Consider the following 15173-nt stretch of genomic DNA (forward strand, 5'->3'; position numbering starts at 1 on the left):
TCTCCTTGACTTGTCTCCTCCCGCCTCTTCGCGTATCCGCAAGAGCAGAAAAAATCCGGGAGGAAAGCTTGAGCGGACGGTTTCTGTCGATCGGCGAATGCATGGTGGAGCTCTCGCAGGCAGGTGAAGGCCTGCTTCGGAAAGGCTTTGCCGGCGATACTTTCAACACCGCATGGTACGCCCGCGCCTGCCTGCCGCCCGCCTGGTCGGTCGATTATTTCACCGCGCTCGGCGATGATCCGATGTCCGACGAAATGGTCGCCTTCATGGGCAAGGCCGGCATTGGCACGGATCTCATCTGCCGCATCAAGGGTAAGACGCCCGGCCTCTACATGATCAATCTGAGGAACGGCGAACGCTCCTTCAGCTACTGGCGCGACAGTTCGGCCGCCCGCAGCCTCGCCGCCGACCCGGACCGGCTGCGAGAGGCGGTGGAGAGTGCCGATGTCGTCTATTTCTCCGGCATCACGCTCGCCATCCTCTCCCATGACGACGCCGAGACGCTGCTTGCGGAAATCCGCCGTGCCAAAGCGGTCGGCAAGTTTGTCGTCTTCGACCCGAATATCCGCCCTCGCCTCTGGTCGAGCTACGACATCATGCACACGACGATCAGCGAAGGCGGCCGTGCCTCCTCGCTCGTCATGCCGAGCTTCGATGACGAGGTCGCCCATTTTGGCGATGCCTCCATCGAAGCCACCATTGAGCGCTATCGCGGGCTCGGTGCCTCGCATGTCGTCGTCAAGAACGGCGCGGAAGGCGCAACGCTGAGCTTCGCCAATGAGCAGATGCATGTGCCAGCGGAAAAGGTAAAAAAAGTCGTCGATACCACCAGCGCCGGAGACAGTTTCAACGGCGCATTTCTGGCTCATTATCTGGAAAACCGGGATGCCCCGGCAGCCGCCCGCTTCGGAGCTAAAATCGCCGCCCGCGTCGTCAGCGAACATGGCGCACTCGTGCCGAAGGAAAAGCTCGGCCTCTGATATCAGGATTGAAGCCTGCGCATGTCGCTTGTCGGGCGGTCACGCGCAGGCCCGCCCCCGCCTCAGCGGTCATTCACGCCTGATCGCCAGATCAGGAATTGGTTTTCTTGTCGTCCGTGCGCACGGCTTCGTCGTGATACCAGCAGCTATCGAGCGCGGCGTCGCACACGCCAGCCGCCTCCCGCTCCATCATGCGCAGGCGCTCGAAGCGGTTCGCGCCTTGAGCAGCCTTAATTGGGAACTGGTAGATCGTTGCGGATTCGCGATGGAAACCGATTGCCATGAGATAGCCTTTCTTCAGCTCGGCCTATCAACATTCACGGTCGAAACAATAGCACAATGCACATAGTTTATGCAAATAGCATAAAATATAGGCAAAGTCATAATTGTAGCCGATCGATGCAGCATTTCCTGATTAAGCTTGCGCTTATTTGTTTAAAACTTCATCCATTGGCCTAAACGCCGGAATTTTGATCTGGTTCCAACCCCGAAAATGGCCGCTTCAAAGCGGAACGGGGCCAACCGGCATTGCCCTTCCCTCTGCCGCCCCCAGGCTGAAAACTGCTTCGGCATGGTGATTCGTAAATTTTTTATGTCTGAAAGACGATCTGGCACGCTACGTGCTTCACAAGAGACATCCCTGGCGGAAGAGCGCACCCTTGCGTCTACTGCCTCAGGATTTGCTCAAGTTCGCAGCAGAGAGAGTCGCGATGACAAAGTATAAGCTCGAGTATATTTGGCTCGATGGGTACACCCCGGTACCGAACCTGCGTGGCAAGACGCAGATCAAGGAATTCGATAATTTCCCGACGCTCGAACAGCTCCCGCTCTGGGGCTTCGACGGTTCGTCGACGATGCAGGCCGAAGGCCGCAGCTCGGATTGCGTGCTGAAGCCGGTTGCCGTCTATCCCGATCCGGCCCGCACCAACGGCGTGCTCGTCATGTGCGAAGTCATGATGCCGGATGGCGTCACGCCGCATGCAAGCAACGCTCGCGCAACCATTCTCGATGACGAAGACGCCTGGTTTGGCTTCGAACAGGAATATTTCTTCTTCGAAAACGGCCGTCCGCTCGGCTTCCCCGAGTCCGGCTACCCGGCTCCGCAGGGTCCGTACTACACCGGCGTCGGCTATTCGAATGTCGGCTCGGTTGCCCGCGAAATCGTCGAAGAACATCTCGATCTCTGCCTCGCCGCCGGCATCAACCACGAAGGCATCAATGCCGAAGTGGCCAAGGGCCAGTGGGAGTTCCAGATTTTCGGCAAGGGCTCCAAGAAGGCCGCCGACCAGATCTGGATGGCTCGCTACCTGCTGCAGCGCCTGACCGAGAAGTATGGCATCGACATCGAGTATCATTGCAAGCCGCTCGGCGACACCGACTGGAACGGCTCGGGCATGCATTGCAACTTCTCGACCAAGTACATGCGCGAAGTTGGCGGCAAGGCCTATTTCGAAGCACTGATGGCTCAGTTCGAAAAGAACCTGATGGACCACATCAATGTCTACGGTCCTGACAACGACAAGCGCCTGACCGGCAAGCACGAGACGGCTCCGTGGAACAAGTTCTCCTACGGCGTTGCTGACCGTGGCGCTTCGATCCGCGTTCCGCACTCGTTCATCAAGAACGACTACCGCGGTTATCTGGAAGATCGCCGCCCGAACTCCCAGGGCGACCCCTACCAGATCGCATCGCAGGTTCTGAAGACGATCTCGGAAGTTCCGACCTCCGGCTCTGCTTCGGCCGCAGCCTAAGTTTTACCGCGGCGTCGGCCTCCCCGCCGGCGCCGTTCCTTTTCAAAGATACCGGCCCTGGCTGCCGACACAATTGCTCGCCACTATGGCCGCAAGCGCCTGTAAATACTCATACAGGGCTGTAATATTCCCATCATGCACTTCCGCCAAAATAAGAGAGCGGGAGTCGCCATTCCGGAACCCCGCCCAGGGGTTGTGCGTTGCCAGAATCATGCGACGCGGGTGGAAATGGAAGCATGCTGCAACGTCCGTCAAATTCTTATAGCGGCGAAAGCTGGGCTCGTGCCGCGGCCGCTGGAACCGTGCCCGAGCGGCTGGTGATCGTGACGGACGCTTGGCATCCGCAGGTTAATGGTGTCGTGCGCTCAATCGAGAACACCAATCGGGAACTCGCCAAGATGGGCGTCGAAGTCTCGATGGTGACACCGGAGCGCTTCGCCAGCATTCCCTGCCCCACCTATCCCGAGATCCGCCTGTCGATCGCCTGGTACAGGCGCGTTGCCCGCAAGATTGAGAAGCACAATCCTTCCTACGTCCACATCGCGACGGAAGGCCCGCTGGGGCTGACGGCGCGCCGCTGGTGCCTTCGTAAGCACATGCCTTTCTCCACCAGCTACCACACCCGTTTCCCCGAATATGTTTCGGCCCGCCTGCCGATCCCCCAGAGCTGGCTCTACGCCTTCATACGGTGGTTCCACAACGGCGGCGCAGGCTGCATGGTCGCAACGCCTAGCCTCGCCCGGGAGCTCTCTGCAAAGGGCATGAAGAACCTCATGCCGTGGAGCCGTGGCATCGATGCGACGCAATTCCACCCGATGCCTCTGGAGGAGAAACCCTTCGGCCTTCCCCGCCCGATTTTTATGACTGTCGGCCGCGTGGCGCTGGAAAAGAACCTGCCGGCTTTCCTCGATCTCGACCTGCCCGGCTCGAAGGTGGTGGTCGGCGACGGCCCGGCGCGCGCGGACCTGGAAGAGCGCTATCCGGACGTGCACTTCACCGGCATCAAGCTCGGTGAGGATCTGGCAAAGGCCTATGCGCAGGCCGATGTCTTCGTCTTCCCGTCGCTGACGGACACGTTCGGCAACACCATTCTGGAAGCGCTTGCGTCGGGCGTCCCTGTCGCTGCCTATCCCGTCACCGGCCCGCTGGATATCATCGGCGAGGAAAGCCTGGTCGGCGCGCTGGACGACGATCTGCAGGTGGCCTGCCTTGCTGCGCTTTCCGCCTCGCGGGAGAAGGCGCGCGAGCTTGCCATGCAATATTCCTGGGAAGCGGCGACGCTGCAGTTCATCAACAATATCCGCGCCGCCAACGGCGTCATCACGCCGAAATGGAAGAAAGCGTGGCAGTATGCCACCAAATCCCTTCCAAGAAGAAAGCCCGGCGAACCTGCCGGGCCTCTTCCGCCCACGGATTGAGGCTTACTTGTGAAGGGCGGCCCGTAGCGTGTCGTTGGCCACCGAGATCGCGCCGCGCACAGCAGGCGTTTCGGCAATCGCGTTCAGAAGTACGAAATCGTGAATCGTGCCGTTGAAGCGGATCGAAGTCACCTTCACACCCGCCTGGGTAAGCTTGCGGCCATAGGCTTCGCCCTCGTCGCGCAGCACGTCGTTTTCATCGGTGATGATCAGTGCCGGCGGCAGGCCATTAAGCTGCTCGAGCGAGGCCTGCAATGGCGAAGCGGTCGGCTCTTTGCGCTTGGCCTCGTCAGGCAGATAGGCGTTCCAGAACCATTTCATGGCTTCCTTGGTCAGCCACGGGCCATTGGCGAACTGATTGTAGGAGCCAGTGTCGAAATTGGCATCGGTCACGGGGTAGAACAGCACCTGCTGGTCGATATCTGGACCGCCGCGTTCCTTGGCAAGCAGCGTCACGACGGCTGCCATGTTACCGCCGACACTATCGCCGGCAACGGCAAGGCGGCTGGCATCGACATGGAATTCCTTGGCGTGATCGGAGACGTATTTCGTCGCGGCATAAGCCTGTTCGATAGCAATCGGGTAACGCGCTTCCGGCGACCGATCGTAATCGACGAAGACGACAGCAGCCTTGGCGCCGTTGGCGATTTCGCGCACGAGCCGGTCATGTGTGTCAGCATCACCCAGTACCCAGCCGCCGCCATGGAAATACATGACGACAGGCAGCGTGCCCTTGGCACCCTCGGGGCGAACGATGCGCAGCTTGACGCTGCCGGTCGGCCCGACCTTGATGACCTTGTCTTCTTCCTGGGCGGCAAGCTTTTTCACGTCACCCTTCTGGGCGCCGGCGAGAATGTCGCGAGCCTCATCCGGCGAGAAGGTATAGATCGGCTTGGAGCCGGTCAGGCTATCGATGAATTTCTGCGTTGTCGGTTCCAGCACCGGATCGGCAAACGCCCCGACAGCGGAAGCTGCCAGAATTGCTGCTGCGGAAACTGCGGTCTTGATCGTCGACATTGTCTTGTCCTCTTAGGGTTTGTTGCGTTCATCCTGAACACGCCTTTTATATCGCACACGACTTATTATCGTGCGATATATATTTTGGCATAGCTGCCATGCACTAAAAGCGTATACGATCATTTATCGCACGATATAATATCTGCCAGTTTTGGAGATTGAGATGTCGGACCAGCTGAAACTCGATACGTTCATCTGCTTTGCCGTCTATACGGCAAGCCACGCGTTCAACCGCGTCTATAAGCCGCTGCTCGACGAGCTCGGTCTCACCTACCCGCAATATCTGGCAATGGTCTGTCTCTGGGAAGAAGACGGCCAGACCGTCGGCGGCCTCGGCGAAAAGCTCTTCCTGGAATCGAGCACGCTGACCCCGCTCCTGAAACGTCTGGAAACGGCAGGCTATATCCGTCGCGAACGCAGCAGAGAGGACGAGCGCGTCGTCGTCCTGCGCCTGACCGAGGAAGGTAAGCGGCTGAAGGAAAAGGCCGAGACCGTGCCGGGCTGCATCATCGACGCCAGCAACCGCAGTGGAGATGAGCTTGCACGGCTGCAGGCAGAGATCGTCGCGCTGCGCGAAGCACTGAACAAGAGCACATCCTGACGCCAAGCGCGCCCCGCGGCAGGCTCATTCCGGCTTGCGCGGCAACGCTGGAAAACCGCGCTAAGTCCGCTTCTTCTTCCCCTCATAGGGATTGTCCGGTGACCGGTAGTGGATCCGGATCGGTACACTCGGCATATCGAAATCCGCCCGCAACCCGTTGATCAGATAGCGCGTATAGGATTCCGGAAGCGCATCCGAGCGGGTGCAGGACACCATGAAGGCCGGCGGGCGGGCCTTTACCTGCGTCATGTATTTGAGCTTGATGCGGCGCCCGGAAACGGCCGGCGGTGGATGCTGGACTTGCTGCTGCTCCAGCCAGCGATTGAGCTTGGCGGTGGAGATGCGCTTGTTCCAGACGCGATCGGTATCGATGATCGACTGCATGAGCTTGTCGAGGCCCCAGCCGGTCTGACCGGAGATCGGCACGGCACGAATGCCGCGCGCCTGCGGCAGCAGCCGGTCGGTCTTTTCGCGCAGGTCAGCAAGCACGGCCTGGCGATCCTCGATCATGTCCCACTTGTTGAAAGCGAGAACGGCCGCGCGGCCTTCGCGCAACACGAGATCGACGATATGAAGATCCTGCTTCTCGAAAGGGATCGTCGCATCGAAGACGATGACGACGGTCTCGGCAAAGCGGATGGCGCGCAGTGCATCGGCGACGGAGAGCTTTTCCAGCTTCTCGATCACCTTGGCCTTGCGGCGCATGCCAGCCGTATCGAACATCTTGATCGTGCGGCCGCGCCAATCCCATTCCACGGAGATGGAATCGCGCGTGATGCCGGCTTCCGGCCCCGTCAGCAGCCGATCCTCGCCGAGGAAACGATTGATGAGCGTCGACTTGCCGGCGTTCGGACGACCGACGATCGCGACGCGCAGCGGCTTGGTGTCGTCATAGGCGGGCTCTTCGTCGTCTTCGCCCTCTTCCCCCGTCGACTGCGGCAGGTCGACATCGGTGACGGCAACGTCTTCTTTCGATGGATAAGCGATATCCTCGCCGAGCGCAGCAACGATGGCGTCGCGCAGATCGAGCATGCCCTGCCCATGTTCGGCCGAAATCGGCACGGGTTCGCCAAGCCCCAGCGAGTAGGCATCGTAGAAACCGCTGTCGGAACCGCGCGCCTCGGACTTGTTGGCAACGAGCACGACCGGCTTGCCGCGACGACGCAGCATCTCACCGAGCGCCGTATCGACTGGCGTCAGCCCGGTTTTAGCATCGACGACGAAGAGCGATAGATCGGCCTCGTCGATTGCCGTTTCCGTCTGCTGGCGCATGCGGCCCTGCAGGCTCTCATCCGTCATCTCTTCGAGGCCTGCCGTATCGACGATTGTAAAACGCAGGTCGATGAGCCGCGCTTCGCCCGGGCGGCGGTCGCGGGTCACGCCTGGCGTGTCATCGACAAGCGCAAGCTTCTTCCCAACCAGCCGGTTGAAAAGCGTCGACTTGCCGACATTCGGGCGACCGACGATGGCGACCGTGAAACTCATTCTTTTCCCTTAAGCCTTAACCCTGCGCGGCGGGCGCCTTGCCGGATGCGGTGATGAGATCAAGCATCATATGAGCACGATTGGCAACATTGCGCGGACTGTCGACATCGTCGACGATCGACTGAAACCACTGGCGCGCCTGAGCCATGTTGCCGGCCTTGTAGGCGGCAAGGCCAAGCGCCTCGCGCGCCGAATGGCGGAAGGCATTGCCCGGTACGGCCATTTCTTCGACGGCGGCAGAAACCTGTTCATAGGTGCCGTTCTCGATCAGCAGCCAGCCGGCGCGCATCTTGGCGGCATCCTGCACGGCAGCCGGAACGGACTTATCCTTGGCGATGGTCTGGAAGGACGCGATTGCGCCGGCATTGTCGCCCTTCTGCGACTGGACGGTCGCTGCACGCATGCGCGCCAGAACCGGATAGGCGCCGTGGCCTTCCTTTTCCAGCTTGTCGAGTGCGGCGAGCGCCTCATCCGTTTTGTTCTCGTCGGCAAGCTTCATCGCCGCCAGGAACTGGTCGCCGGCGCCGGAGGAACGGGTATCGTCCCAATACTCGTAGGCGACCTTGCCGATGGTTCCGAGCACGATGAGAACGGCAATGGCAATGATATAGCGGCCAAACCGGCGCACTGCGCCCTTCATCTGGTCGGAACGCAGTTCCTCGTTGACTTCACGAATGAAGCTGTCGTCGTTGAATGCCATTCTCGTCTCCGGCCGCGGATACCCATACATAGTGCAAAACGCACATTGTCGGGCCTTCTACTCCATTTTGCGGCCGTTGTAAGGGGGATATCGCAGAATCGTCACGAAGCAAGCATCGGCAGCGGGGCAACACCGATCAGCCATTCGTGAACACGCCAGATCATCAGGACCCAGACGATCGCGCCGATGATGACGGCGTAGAGATCATACTTGGCCGATACGAAGGTGGGCAACGTGATCTCTCCGCGCTGCTGGCGCCGCTTCAGCGAGATGCGAAGCACCACGCCCCAGATCAGGAAGGCTGTAAAAAGCAGCACCGAATAGGCTTCGCCGTTCGACAATAGATGGGCGAGCGCCCAGATCTTCACCGACAGCACGATCGGATGTTTCGTCTTCGTCTTGATATAGCCGCCTGGCAGGAAACCGGCGACCAGACAGATCACCGCGATCAGCATCAGCGTCACGGTAAGATGCGCCATACCAACAGGCGGATTATAAAGGAGGCCGATCGGCTCGCTGCGCGCCACACCGAAGGCGTAGATCACGAAGATCAGCGTCAGGATGCTCGCAACCGAGTGGATAGCCATCCAGGCAGGCTTGCCGATCCCATCGATCATCGCCTGCCGGAAGGCCGGCACGACGACGCGGATCAGATGAACGCCGAGGAAGAGAATGAGGCTGAGGACGAGCAGAGCCATGATGATCTGGTTTTCCTGTTTAATGGTCAGCCATGAATTACCGGCAGAAGAGGAAAATTGCCAGCGAGACCGCAGCTTCGCCGCATTTCTGTAACAGGAAAACCGCAATGCAAATTGTCGCGGTGCCCATGTTTCGTTCGATTTTTTCTGCTTCCCTCGCCCTGTCCCTGATTTTTCCTGCCGTTGCCGAGGCCACCGACAAGCCGAAGCAGCTGGTTATCATCTCCTTCGACGGCGCTCACGACAACGCACTCTGGCAGAAGAGCCGCGAAATGGCGGCAAAGAACGGCGCGCACTTTACCTACTTCCTCTCCTGCACCTTCCTGATGAATGAGGCAGCGAAGAAGGCCTACCAGGCTCCTCATCAGAAACGCGGAAAATCCAATGTCGGTTTCGCGCAGAGCGACGACGAGATCCGCGAGCGCCTCGGCAATATCTGGCACGCCCACCTCGAGGGGCACGACATTTCCAGCCATGCCTGCGGCCATTTTGACGGAAGACAATGGAGCGAGGCGGACTGGTCGGCCGAATACGCGGCCTTCAAGACGACGCTGAAGAATGCCTGGAAGGGCGTCGGCCTGAACGAACCGGCCGGCTGGCAGGATTTGGTCGACCACGGCATCAAGGGCTTTCGCGCACCTTACCTGTCGACCGGCGGCGGTGCGGACATGATCGCGGCCGAGAAGAAAGCAGGCTTCACCTATGATGCAAGCCTCGTCACCAAGGGGCCGATCATGCCGGTCGAAGAACACGGGGTCATCCGCTTCGGCCTGCCGCTCATTCCGGAAGGCCCGGCCGAAAAGCCTGTTATCGGGATGGATTACAATCTCTTCGTCCGGCACTCCAAGGGCGAAGAGGATTCCGCCGATAGCGCCGCTTTCGAGGAGCGCGCCTATGCGGCCTTCAAGGAAGCCTTCGACAGGCAATATGCCGGCAGCCGCATTCCCCTGCAGCTCGGCTTCCACTTCGTGGAGATGAACGGCGGCGCCTATTGGCGTGCGCTCGACAGGCTGGTCAGCGACGTCTGCCACAGGGCCGATGTTGCCTGCGTCAGCTATTCCGAAGCGATCCCCATGATCGAGGCACGTGGCCAGCTACAGGAGACATCCGGGTTGTAAGGCACCTGGCGCTTAAAACCTCTGGATATCAAAAACCACCTGCACCAATTGATTGCGTCCGACCTGCGCTTTGATAAGCATTACATCATGAATGCACGCAAGCATAGGTGGTGGCGTCATGACGGCTATTGTGGACTTCGAGTGTCTGACCGACAAAGACGAATTTCCCATTTGTGAAACCGGCTTTTTCATCTGGGACATCGTCACCAACCTTCTTTACGGCGACGGAGCGGTCGCCGAAATGTTCGGACTTGATCCCTCGGACGCGGCAAGCGGCCTGCCGCTCGAGGCCTATATCTCCCGCATCCATCCGGAGGATCAGCCGGCGGCCGCCAGGATCATCCATGATACGATCCTGACACAGGAGCCGGAACACCAGAGCTACCGCACCCGCTGCGCCAACGGCGCCTTCCATCAGGTCATGGCCTTCGGACGCTGCTTCCGCGACAAGAACGGCATTCCGTCCCTTTATGGCGGTATCGTCTTGCCCCTTCCGGAGGAAGCGCCGGTGGCCACGCCGCTGCTCGACCATTGCCTCGCCGCCTATGACATCGCCCTCAGGGAGGGCAACGTGGCTGTTGCGGATCATATTCTGGAGGCATTGATGGATTTGGATTGGAAAAATACGGGGTGCAACCGCCCGAATTGACGATCTGCCGGACTCTCAAACCGAAAGGGCCACCGTTTCGGTAGCCCTTTCTGTTTTTGTCAGCCGTCGACGTGAACGACGCCAGCCTCACGCTCTAGATAGCGCTGATCGATATCCGGCAGGGGCTCATCGTCAATTGCCGCCTCAAAAGCTTTGAGGCGCTTGTGGATGGAGAGCAGTTCGATGATCGTCGTCCAGGAATTGACGAGATATTGGAAGGAATTGCTGACCTGGCCGAAAGCCGTCGCGATCTGTTGGAAGATACCGTAGGTGATGGCGCCGGCAACGATGGTCGGCGCCATAAAGAAATAGACGAAAAGATTGTCCGCCTGCAGATAAAACGAGCGGGCAACATTGAAATACAGATAGTGAAAGTAAAGCGTGAAATAATTTTTTCGCACCCTTGAGAACAGTTCCTGGACCGTCGGCGGCTGCGCCCGCTCGGCATGATCTTCGCCGTAAACCAGTTCCTTGCGGTAGGCCGCCTCTACGCGCTGGTTCTTGAAATTCAGACCAGGCAATTTGATGCCGGCGATAGCGAGCAGCGCGGTCCCGAAAGCCGACCAGAAGATGGCAAGCCAGAAGAGAGAGTTCGGCACTTCGCCAAGAATCGGCAGGCTCGTCACGTAATGTGACAGCGCCAGCATGATCGGCAGGAAGACGACCAGCGTCATCACCGAATTGATCAGGTTGATGCCGAGGCCTTCCAGGGTGCTGGAAAAGCGCATCGTATCTTCCTGCACACGCTGGGATGCGCCTTCGATATGGCGAAGCTTTTCCCAATTCGCCATATAGAAATTGTTCATCGCCGTCCGCCAGCGGAAGATGTAATGGCTGGTGAAAAAGTCGGTCAGGATCGACACGAGCATGCTGAGGAAAGCGATTTGCGCGAAGATCAGAAATAGATCGTAGAAGTTCTCGACAGTGATACCCGGCTTCTTCGTCAGCGCATTTTGCAAGAGATCGCCGAAAGGCCGACGCCAGTTGTTGATGACGACTGTGATCTGCACGCCAAAATAGGTCACGAAGATGATAAGCGCCGAGCCCCAGATCGACCACATCTTCCACGGATGGCTGAGTGCCTTCAAATGCCAGAAACCGCAAAAGATCAGCGCAGCTAAAAGGAAGTAGCCGTAAAACCAGAGATTTTCCGGCAGCAGGAAGAACGAGAGATCGATCGGCTGCTGCTCTTCGGGAACCGGCGTAAAACCAAGCGAAGCACCGAGACCGGCCGCGAAGAAATACCAGCCAAAAATTGCAGCCAGCGTCCAGACTGCGAGCGAAGTAAAGAACGCCTTTGGCTGGGGGAAGAAGGAATGAAACACGGGGAGTTTTGCTTTCCTGAACTGGAGTCACGGAAGAGTGGCGAACCACTGATTGCCCGGAAATTAAGGCAGTTCGAAGAAAGCGGCAATGGGTCCAGCCCATTGTTACGCACTTGTAATCACTTAAGGGATTTTCTTCATCACCGGCATGACCAGAGCTGCGCAGAAAACCAGCACGATTGCGGCGATGATGGTCGGCAGCACGAAATTTCCGGTTCCCTGTGCGATCCAGCCGGCAACGACAGGACCGATGATCTGACCGATACCGAAGGCGGCCGTCATCAGCGCCAGGATGCGGCGCGGGCTCTCGGGTGACAGCCGGCGGCCGATCTGCAATCCATAGGCGGTGATGGCAAGGAACGTTGCGCCGAACAGCGCACCGCCGATCAGCGGTGCCACCGAATGCGGCAGTGCCACGGTCGCGAGCACGCCGACAGCCTCGATAATGAGGGCGGCCACATAGACGCCGCCGATCCCGAGCACACGCACGAAGGGCTTCCAGATGAACAACGCGATGGTGGCCGTCAGTCCCGCAATGAACCAGCAGAGGAATTCAACGATCGGCCCCGAGGCGCTCATGCGCGCGATGGCGACGAGAAAGGTTGCGGTGATGACGTAGCCGAAACCAAAAAGCCCGTAGGACAGCGTCAGCAGCACCATCGGCCGGTTCCAGGTGAGATCAGGCTCCTTTGCCTTGCCCGTATGTACCGGCGCCTTCGGCAGCAATGCCCAGACGATGCCAAAGCTGACAAGGCAGAAGAGCGCCCCGCCGATCCAGTCCGCGCGCCAGCCACCGGCTGCGTCGTCAAAGACATAACCCAATACAAACACCATGACGGAGGAAATCGCGATCCCCGCCCCCGGCCCGCCGAAATGCGTCGCCTGAACGTGATCATTGTTTGCAGCGGCCCCGTGGCTCAGCACGATTGCCGAACTGAAGACCAGCGTAAAGGCGCTTGCCACGCCAGCGAGGAAGCGGATGACCGCAAAGAGCATCACCGAGTCCGTCGCCGCCATGGCGGCAAGCAGGATTGCGGTCGCCAGCAGCGAAAGAAGCGCCACCAGCCGCTCGCGCCCCGCCGCCCAGCCATAGGCAGCTAGGACAGCACCGACGAGGTAGCCGACAAAATTGGCGGAAGCGATGAAACCCGCGTCGGCGGCCGATAGCGGCACGGCGACCATCATTCCCGGCAGGATCGGGGTGAAGGAAAAACGCCCGAAACCCATCGCCGCCGCCATGGCGACGGCGCCTGCAAGCGCTGTGGTGAGGAGATTGACCGGGCGGTCGTCATTGGGAGCCAACATGGCCCGTTTATCGCGCTGCAGCATGGTCGTCACAAGTGACTAATTCTGATGAGTTCTTCAATTTCACGAACAGATTTTTCGCAGTGCCTCTTGAATGATATATCTTACGATATATGTTTACGACATAGTGAGCGATACATCGAAACCGAAGGAGCAAATCATGAGAGGTTTTCGGGGCGGATTCGTCGGTGAGGCGATGCGCATGGGAATGGGCCGCAGGTTTTCTGCCGGCGAGTTGCAGACGATCCTGCTGGCGCTTCTGGAAGAGCGTCCAAGCCATGGCTATGAACTGATCAAGACGCTGGAGGAGCGCTCCGGCGGCTTCTACGTGCCGAGCCCGGGCGTCATCTATCCCGCGCTCACCTATCTGGAAGAGACCGGACTGGCGGAAGTGGAAAACGAAGGGGCAAAAAAGCTCTACAAGATCACCGAAGCCGGCCGCCGGAAGGTGGAGGAAAACCGCGACATGATCGACCAGACGCTTGCCAAGCTGGAACGCATTGCCGAAGGCATGGCCTTCGTTAACCGCATGTTCGATCCCGACCAGCCCCAAGGCGGGGGCCGCGGTGGCCACGGCCATCGGCGTCGTGACCACGAGGACGATGAATTCGGCCGCGACCACAGCAACGTCCATGCCGCACGCCAGCTGCTGCGCTCCGCCCTGCGCATGCGCCATCCCTGGTCAACAAGCGAGGCTGCCAGGATTTCCGGGATTCTGGAGCGTGCAGCCATGGAGATCCTGCAGGGCGGCAAGACCGACCCGCAGCAGGACTAACGTCGCTTGAGCGAGTGGCGGCCGAAGTCGCCGCCCTACAGCGCCGCGCGTCTTTTTAAGACGCACAAAGGACGCTGTAACACTTTGAGTTTCTGCATAATTTTGTCCTTAAATCGATTCCGATTTAAGGAATTATGCAGTAGTCAGTCCTCGACCTTCAGGAGACCGCTTGCCAGGGATCGGAATGCTTCGACGACCTTTGCCAGAACGGCATGAGGATCATCCGCTGCGGCGATCCAGAGTGCCGCGCTGAGCGACGCTCCGTTGAGCAGGCGGGCCGCAGCCTCCGCATTGACGGGTCTGACCGCCCCTTCGTCGATCAGCGCCTGCATGGTCTGGGTCGTCGTGCGAAGGCAGGCATTCTGGCTCGGCCATTGCGAGGGATCACCCAGCACGGCTGGTCCGTCGAGCAACATGATACGCTGGATCTCCGGCTCCAGAGCCATCTCGATATAGGCGGTATATTCCGCGAGAAGGCCGAGCCAGGCCGTCTCCGCCCGGTCGCGCTCAATGCGCAGCCGCTCCCCCATCTCTGCGTCGATCTGGTCGATCACGGCCTGCAGCAGGCCCTTCTTGTCGCCAAAATTATGATAGAGCGCGCCACGCGTCAGACCGACATCGGCGGTCAGATCATCCATGGAGGCCGCCGCATAGCCCTTGACTGCGAAGGCTTTCCGGGCGGCCTGAATGAGCTTCGCCCGCGTCTGCTCCATCATCTGTGTCCGGGTTCTTGCGGTCATCACGATCTCCAAAATTCACATACGCACCGTATGTGTATTGACATACGCGGCGTATCTCCTGATATATCCACATACGGAGCGTATATCAATTGCAGCTCCGCATGACGGGCAAGCCCCGTATCCACGAATGCTTTCCCTCTCACGACGAACGCGTGTTCGGCGATGGGTACCCTTTTGTCTACAGGAGAAAAACAATGGCCAAGCGTGACGCGATCTTCCCGGCCGGCCGGCAGGCGCTCTATGAAATCAACCGCTATTCCGCGGCAATCCGCTCCGGCGACCTGCTCTTCGTCTCCGGCCAGGTCGGCAGCCGTGAGGACGGCTCGCCCGAGCCCGATTTCGCAAAGCAGGTGCAGCTTGCCTTCGACAATCTGAAAGCCGTGCTGGCGGCTGCCGGTGCCACATTCGACGACGTCGTCGATGTCACGAGCTTCCACACCGATCCCGAAGCACAGTGGCAGATCATCTCGGACATCAGAATGAAGGAAATCGGCGAGGCGCCCTATCCGAACTGGACGGCTATCGGCGTAAACTGGCTAGCCGGCTTCGATTTCGAGATCAAGGTCATCGCCCGCCTGCCGCAGGCGGCCTGAAGCAAAACATGAGTGCCG

At 59.4% G+C, this 15173-nt stretch carries 16 protein-coding genes; 8 read left to right on the forward strand and 8 right to left on the reverse strand.

The window, feature by feature from the left end; genetic code table 11:
* The first annotated feature begins 68 nt into the window (after window positions 1-68).
* Window positions 69-980, forward strand: coding sequence for a sugar kinase (locus FHT82_RS14785; protein ID WP_183731791.1), 912 nt, complete (start codon window positions 69-71; stop codon window positions 978-980).
* Between the two features lie 91 nt (window positions 981-1071).
* Here the strand turns inward: FHT82_RS14785 and gstI are convergent, their stop codons facing one another.
* Complete coding sequence (gstI, locus tag FHT82_RS14790) at window positions 1072-1263, reverse strand: glutamine synthetase translation inhibitor GstI (RefSeq protein ID WP_183731794.1); 192 nt, start codon at window positions 1261-1263, stop codon at window positions 1072-1074.
* A 427-nt stretch (window positions 1264-1690) separates the two neighbouring features.
* On the opposite strand from gstI, the gene FHT82_RS14795 reads away from it, so the two are divergent.
* Window positions 1691-2731 carry a glutamine synthetase beta-grasp domain-containing protein gene (locus tag FHT82_RS14795; RefSeq protein ID WP_183731797.1) on the forward strand — a complete coding sequence of 347 codons (1041 nt, stop codon included), beginning with the start codon at window positions 1691-1693 and terminating at the stop codon, window positions 2729-2731.
* A 236-nt stretch (window positions 2732-2967) separates the two neighbouring features.
* Window positions 2968-4149 carry a glycosyltransferase family 1 protein gene (locus tag FHT82_RS14800; RefSeq protein WP_183731799.1) on the forward strand — a complete coding sequence of 394 codons (1182 nt, stop codon included), beginning with the start codon at window positions 2968-2970 and terminating at the stop codon, window positions 4147-4149.
* A 3-nt stretch (window positions 4150-4152) separates the two neighbouring features.
* On the opposite strand, the gene FHT82_RS14805 is transcribed toward FHT82_RS14800, so the two are convergent.
* Complete coding sequence (locus tag FHT82_RS14805) at window positions 4153-5166, reverse strand: alpha/beta hydrolase (RefSeq protein WP_183731802.1); 1014 nt, start codon at window positions 5164-5166, stop codon at window positions 4153-4155.
* A 163-nt stretch (window positions 5167-5329) separates the two neighbouring features.
* Between FHT82_RS14805 and FHT82_RS14810 the strand changes: the two genes are divergently transcribed.
* Window positions 5330-5767: a MarR family transcriptional regulator gene (locus FHT82_RS14810; protein WP_183731805.1), complete on the forward strand. Its 438-nt coding sequence runs from the start codon at window positions 5330-5332 to the stop codon at window positions 5765-5767.
* Between the two features lie 60 nt (window positions 5768-5827).
* Here the strand turns inward: FHT82_RS14810 and der are convergent, their stop codons facing one another.
* The 3 genes from der to FHT82_RS14825 all read right to left on the reverse strand — a co-directional run bounded on the left by der (window position 5828) and on the right by FHT82_RS14825 (window position 8650).
* Complete coding sequence (der, locus tag FHT82_RS14815; protein ID WP_183731808.1) at window positions 5828-7252, reverse strand: ribosome biogenesis GTPase Der; 1425 nt, start codon at window positions 7250-7252, stop codon at window positions 5828-5830.
* Between the two features lie 16 nt (window positions 7253-7268).
* Complete coding sequence (locus tag FHT82_RS14820) at window positions 7269-7952, reverse strand: tetratricopeptide repeat protein (RefSeq protein WP_183731811.1); 684 nt, start codon at window positions 7950-7952, stop codon at window positions 7269-7271.
* Between the two features lie 101 nt (window positions 7953-8053).
* Window positions 8054-8650 (reverse strand): NnrU family protein, encoded by a 597-nt coding sequence (locus FHT82_RS14825; protein WP_183731814.1) that lies wholly within the window; start codon window positions 8648-8650, stop codon window positions 8054-8056.
* A 128-nt stretch (window positions 8651-8778) separates the two neighbouring features.
* On the opposite strand from FHT82_RS14825, the gene FHT82_RS14830 reads away from it, so the two are divergent.
* Both FHT82_RS14830 and FHT82_RS14835 read left to right on the forward strand, forming a co-directional pair.
* Window positions 8779-9768 carry a polysaccharide deacetylase gene (locus FHT82_RS14830; RefSeq protein ID WP_183732758.1) on the forward strand — a complete coding sequence of 330 codons (990 nt, stop codon included), beginning with the start codon at window positions 8779-8781 and terminating at the stop codon, window positions 9766-9768.
* A 118-nt stretch (window positions 9769-9886) separates the two neighbouring features.
* The gene (locus FHT82_RS14835) at window positions 9887-10417 is read left to right on the forward strand and encodes a PAS domain-containing protein (RefSeq protein ID WP_183731817.1); all 531 of its coding nucleotides are present in this window, start codon (window positions 9887-9889) and stop codon (window positions 10415-10417) included.
* A gap of 59 nt (window positions 10418-10476) precedes the next feature.
* Here FHT82_RS14835 and sbmA read toward each other — a convergent pair whose 3' ends face one another.
* Both sbmA and FHT82_RS14845 read right to left on the reverse strand, forming a co-directional pair.
* On the reverse strand, window positions 10477-11742 hold the full coding sequence (gene sbmA / locus FHT82_RS14840) for a peptide antibiotic transporter SbmA (protein ID WP_183731820.1): 1266 nt from the start codon (window positions 11740-11742) through the stop codon (window positions 10477-10479).
* Between the two features lie 123 nt (window positions 11743-11865).
* Window positions 11866-13047: a YbfB/YjiJ family MFS transporter gene (locus FHT82_RS14845; protein ID WP_183731823.1), complete on the reverse strand. Its 1182-nt coding sequence runs from the start codon at window positions 13045-13047 to the stop codon at window positions 11866-11868.
* Between the two features lie 160 nt (window positions 13048-13207).
* Here FHT82_RS14845 and FHT82_RS14850 point away from each other — a divergent pair, with 160 nt between their 5' ends.
* Complete coding sequence (locus FHT82_RS14850; protein ID WP_183731826.1) at window positions 13208-13822, forward strand: PadR family transcriptional regulator; 615 nt, start codon at window positions 13208-13210, stop codon at window positions 13820-13822.
* Window positions 13823-13965: 143 nt separating this feature from the next.
* Here FHT82_RS14850 and FHT82_RS14855 read toward each other — a convergent pair whose 3' ends face one another.
* Window positions 13966-14562 (reverse strand): TetR/AcrR family transcriptional regulator, encoded by a 597-nt coding sequence (locus tag FHT82_RS14855; protein WP_183731829.1) that lies wholly within the window; start codon window positions 14560-14562, stop codon window positions 13966-13968.
* Between the two features lie 194 nt (window positions 14563-14756).
* Here FHT82_RS14855 and FHT82_RS14860 point away from each other — a divergent pair, with 194 nt between their 5' ends.
* A complete protein-coding gene (locus tag FHT82_RS14860) occupies window positions 14757-15155 on the forward strand; it encodes a RidA family protein (RefSeq protein WP_183731831.1) in 399 nt (132 codons plus the stop codon).
* Window positions 15156-15173 lie beyond the last annotated feature (18 nt).

Source organism: Rhizobium sp. BK275 (assembly GCF_014193555.1).
In the GTDB taxonomy this organism is placed as follows: domain Bacteria; phylum Pseudomonadota; class Alphaproteobacteria; order Rhizobiales; family Rhizobiaceae; genus Rhizobium.

Bases quoted from the DNA above. Each gene is read 5' to 3' on its own strand.
- FHT82_RS14810 (WP_183731805.1), top strand. From the start codon at position 5,330: ATGTCGGACCAGCTGAAACTCGATACGTTCATCTGCTTTGCCGTCTAT.
- FHT82_RS14845 (WP_183731823.1), bottom strand. From the start codon at position 13,047: ATGTTGGCTCCCAATGACGACCGCCCGGTCAATCTCCTCACCACAGCG.
- FHT82_RS14855 (WP_183731829.1), bottom strand. From the start codon at position 14,562: ATGACCGCAAGAACCCGGACACAGATGATGGAGCAGACGCGGGCGAAG.
- FHT82_RS14835 (WP_183731817.1), top strand. From the start codon at position 9,887: ATGACGGCTATTGTGGACTTCGAGTGTCTGACCGACAAAGACGAATTT.
- FHT82_RS14805 (WP_183731802.1), bottom strand. From the start codon at position 5,166: ATGTCGACGATCAAGACCGCAGTTTCCGCAGCAGCAATTCTGGCAGCT.
- FHT82_RS14820 (WP_183731811.1), bottom strand. From the start codon at position 7,952: ATGGCATTCAACGACGACAGCTTCATTCGTGAAGTCAACGAGGAACTG.
- FHT82_RS14830 (WP_183732758.1), top strand. From the start codon at position 8,779: ATGTTTCGTTCGATTTTTTCTGCTTCCCTCGCCCTGTCCCTGATTTTT.
- FHT82_RS14860 (WP_183731831.1), top strand. From the start codon at position 14,757: ATGGCCAAGCGTGACGCGATCTTCCCGGCCGGCCGGCAGGCGCTCTAT.
- gstI (WP_183731794.1), bottom strand. From the start codon at position 1,263: ATGGCAATCGGTTTCCATCGCGAATCCGCAACGATCTACCAGTTCCCA.
- FHT82_RS14795 (WP_183731797.1), top strand. From the start codon at position 1,691: ATGACAAAGTATAAGCTCGAGTATATTTGGCTCGATGGGTACACCCCG.
- FHT82_RS14800 (WP_183731799.1), top strand. From the start codon at position 2,968: ATGCTGCAACGTCCGTCAAATTCTTATAGCGGCGAAAGCTGGGCTCGT.
- FHT82_RS14850 (WP_183731826.1), top strand. From the start codon at position 13,208: ATGAGAGGTTTTCGGGGCGGATTCGTCGGTGAGGCGATGCGCATGGGA.
- der (WP_183731808.1), bottom strand. From the start codon at position 7,252: ATGAGTTTCACGGTCGCCATCGTCGGTCGCCCGAATGTCGGCAAGTCG.
- FHT82_RS14825 (WP_183731814.1), bottom strand. From the start codon at position 8,650: ATGGCTCTGCTCGTCCTCAGCCTCATTCTCTTCCTCGGCGTTCATCTG.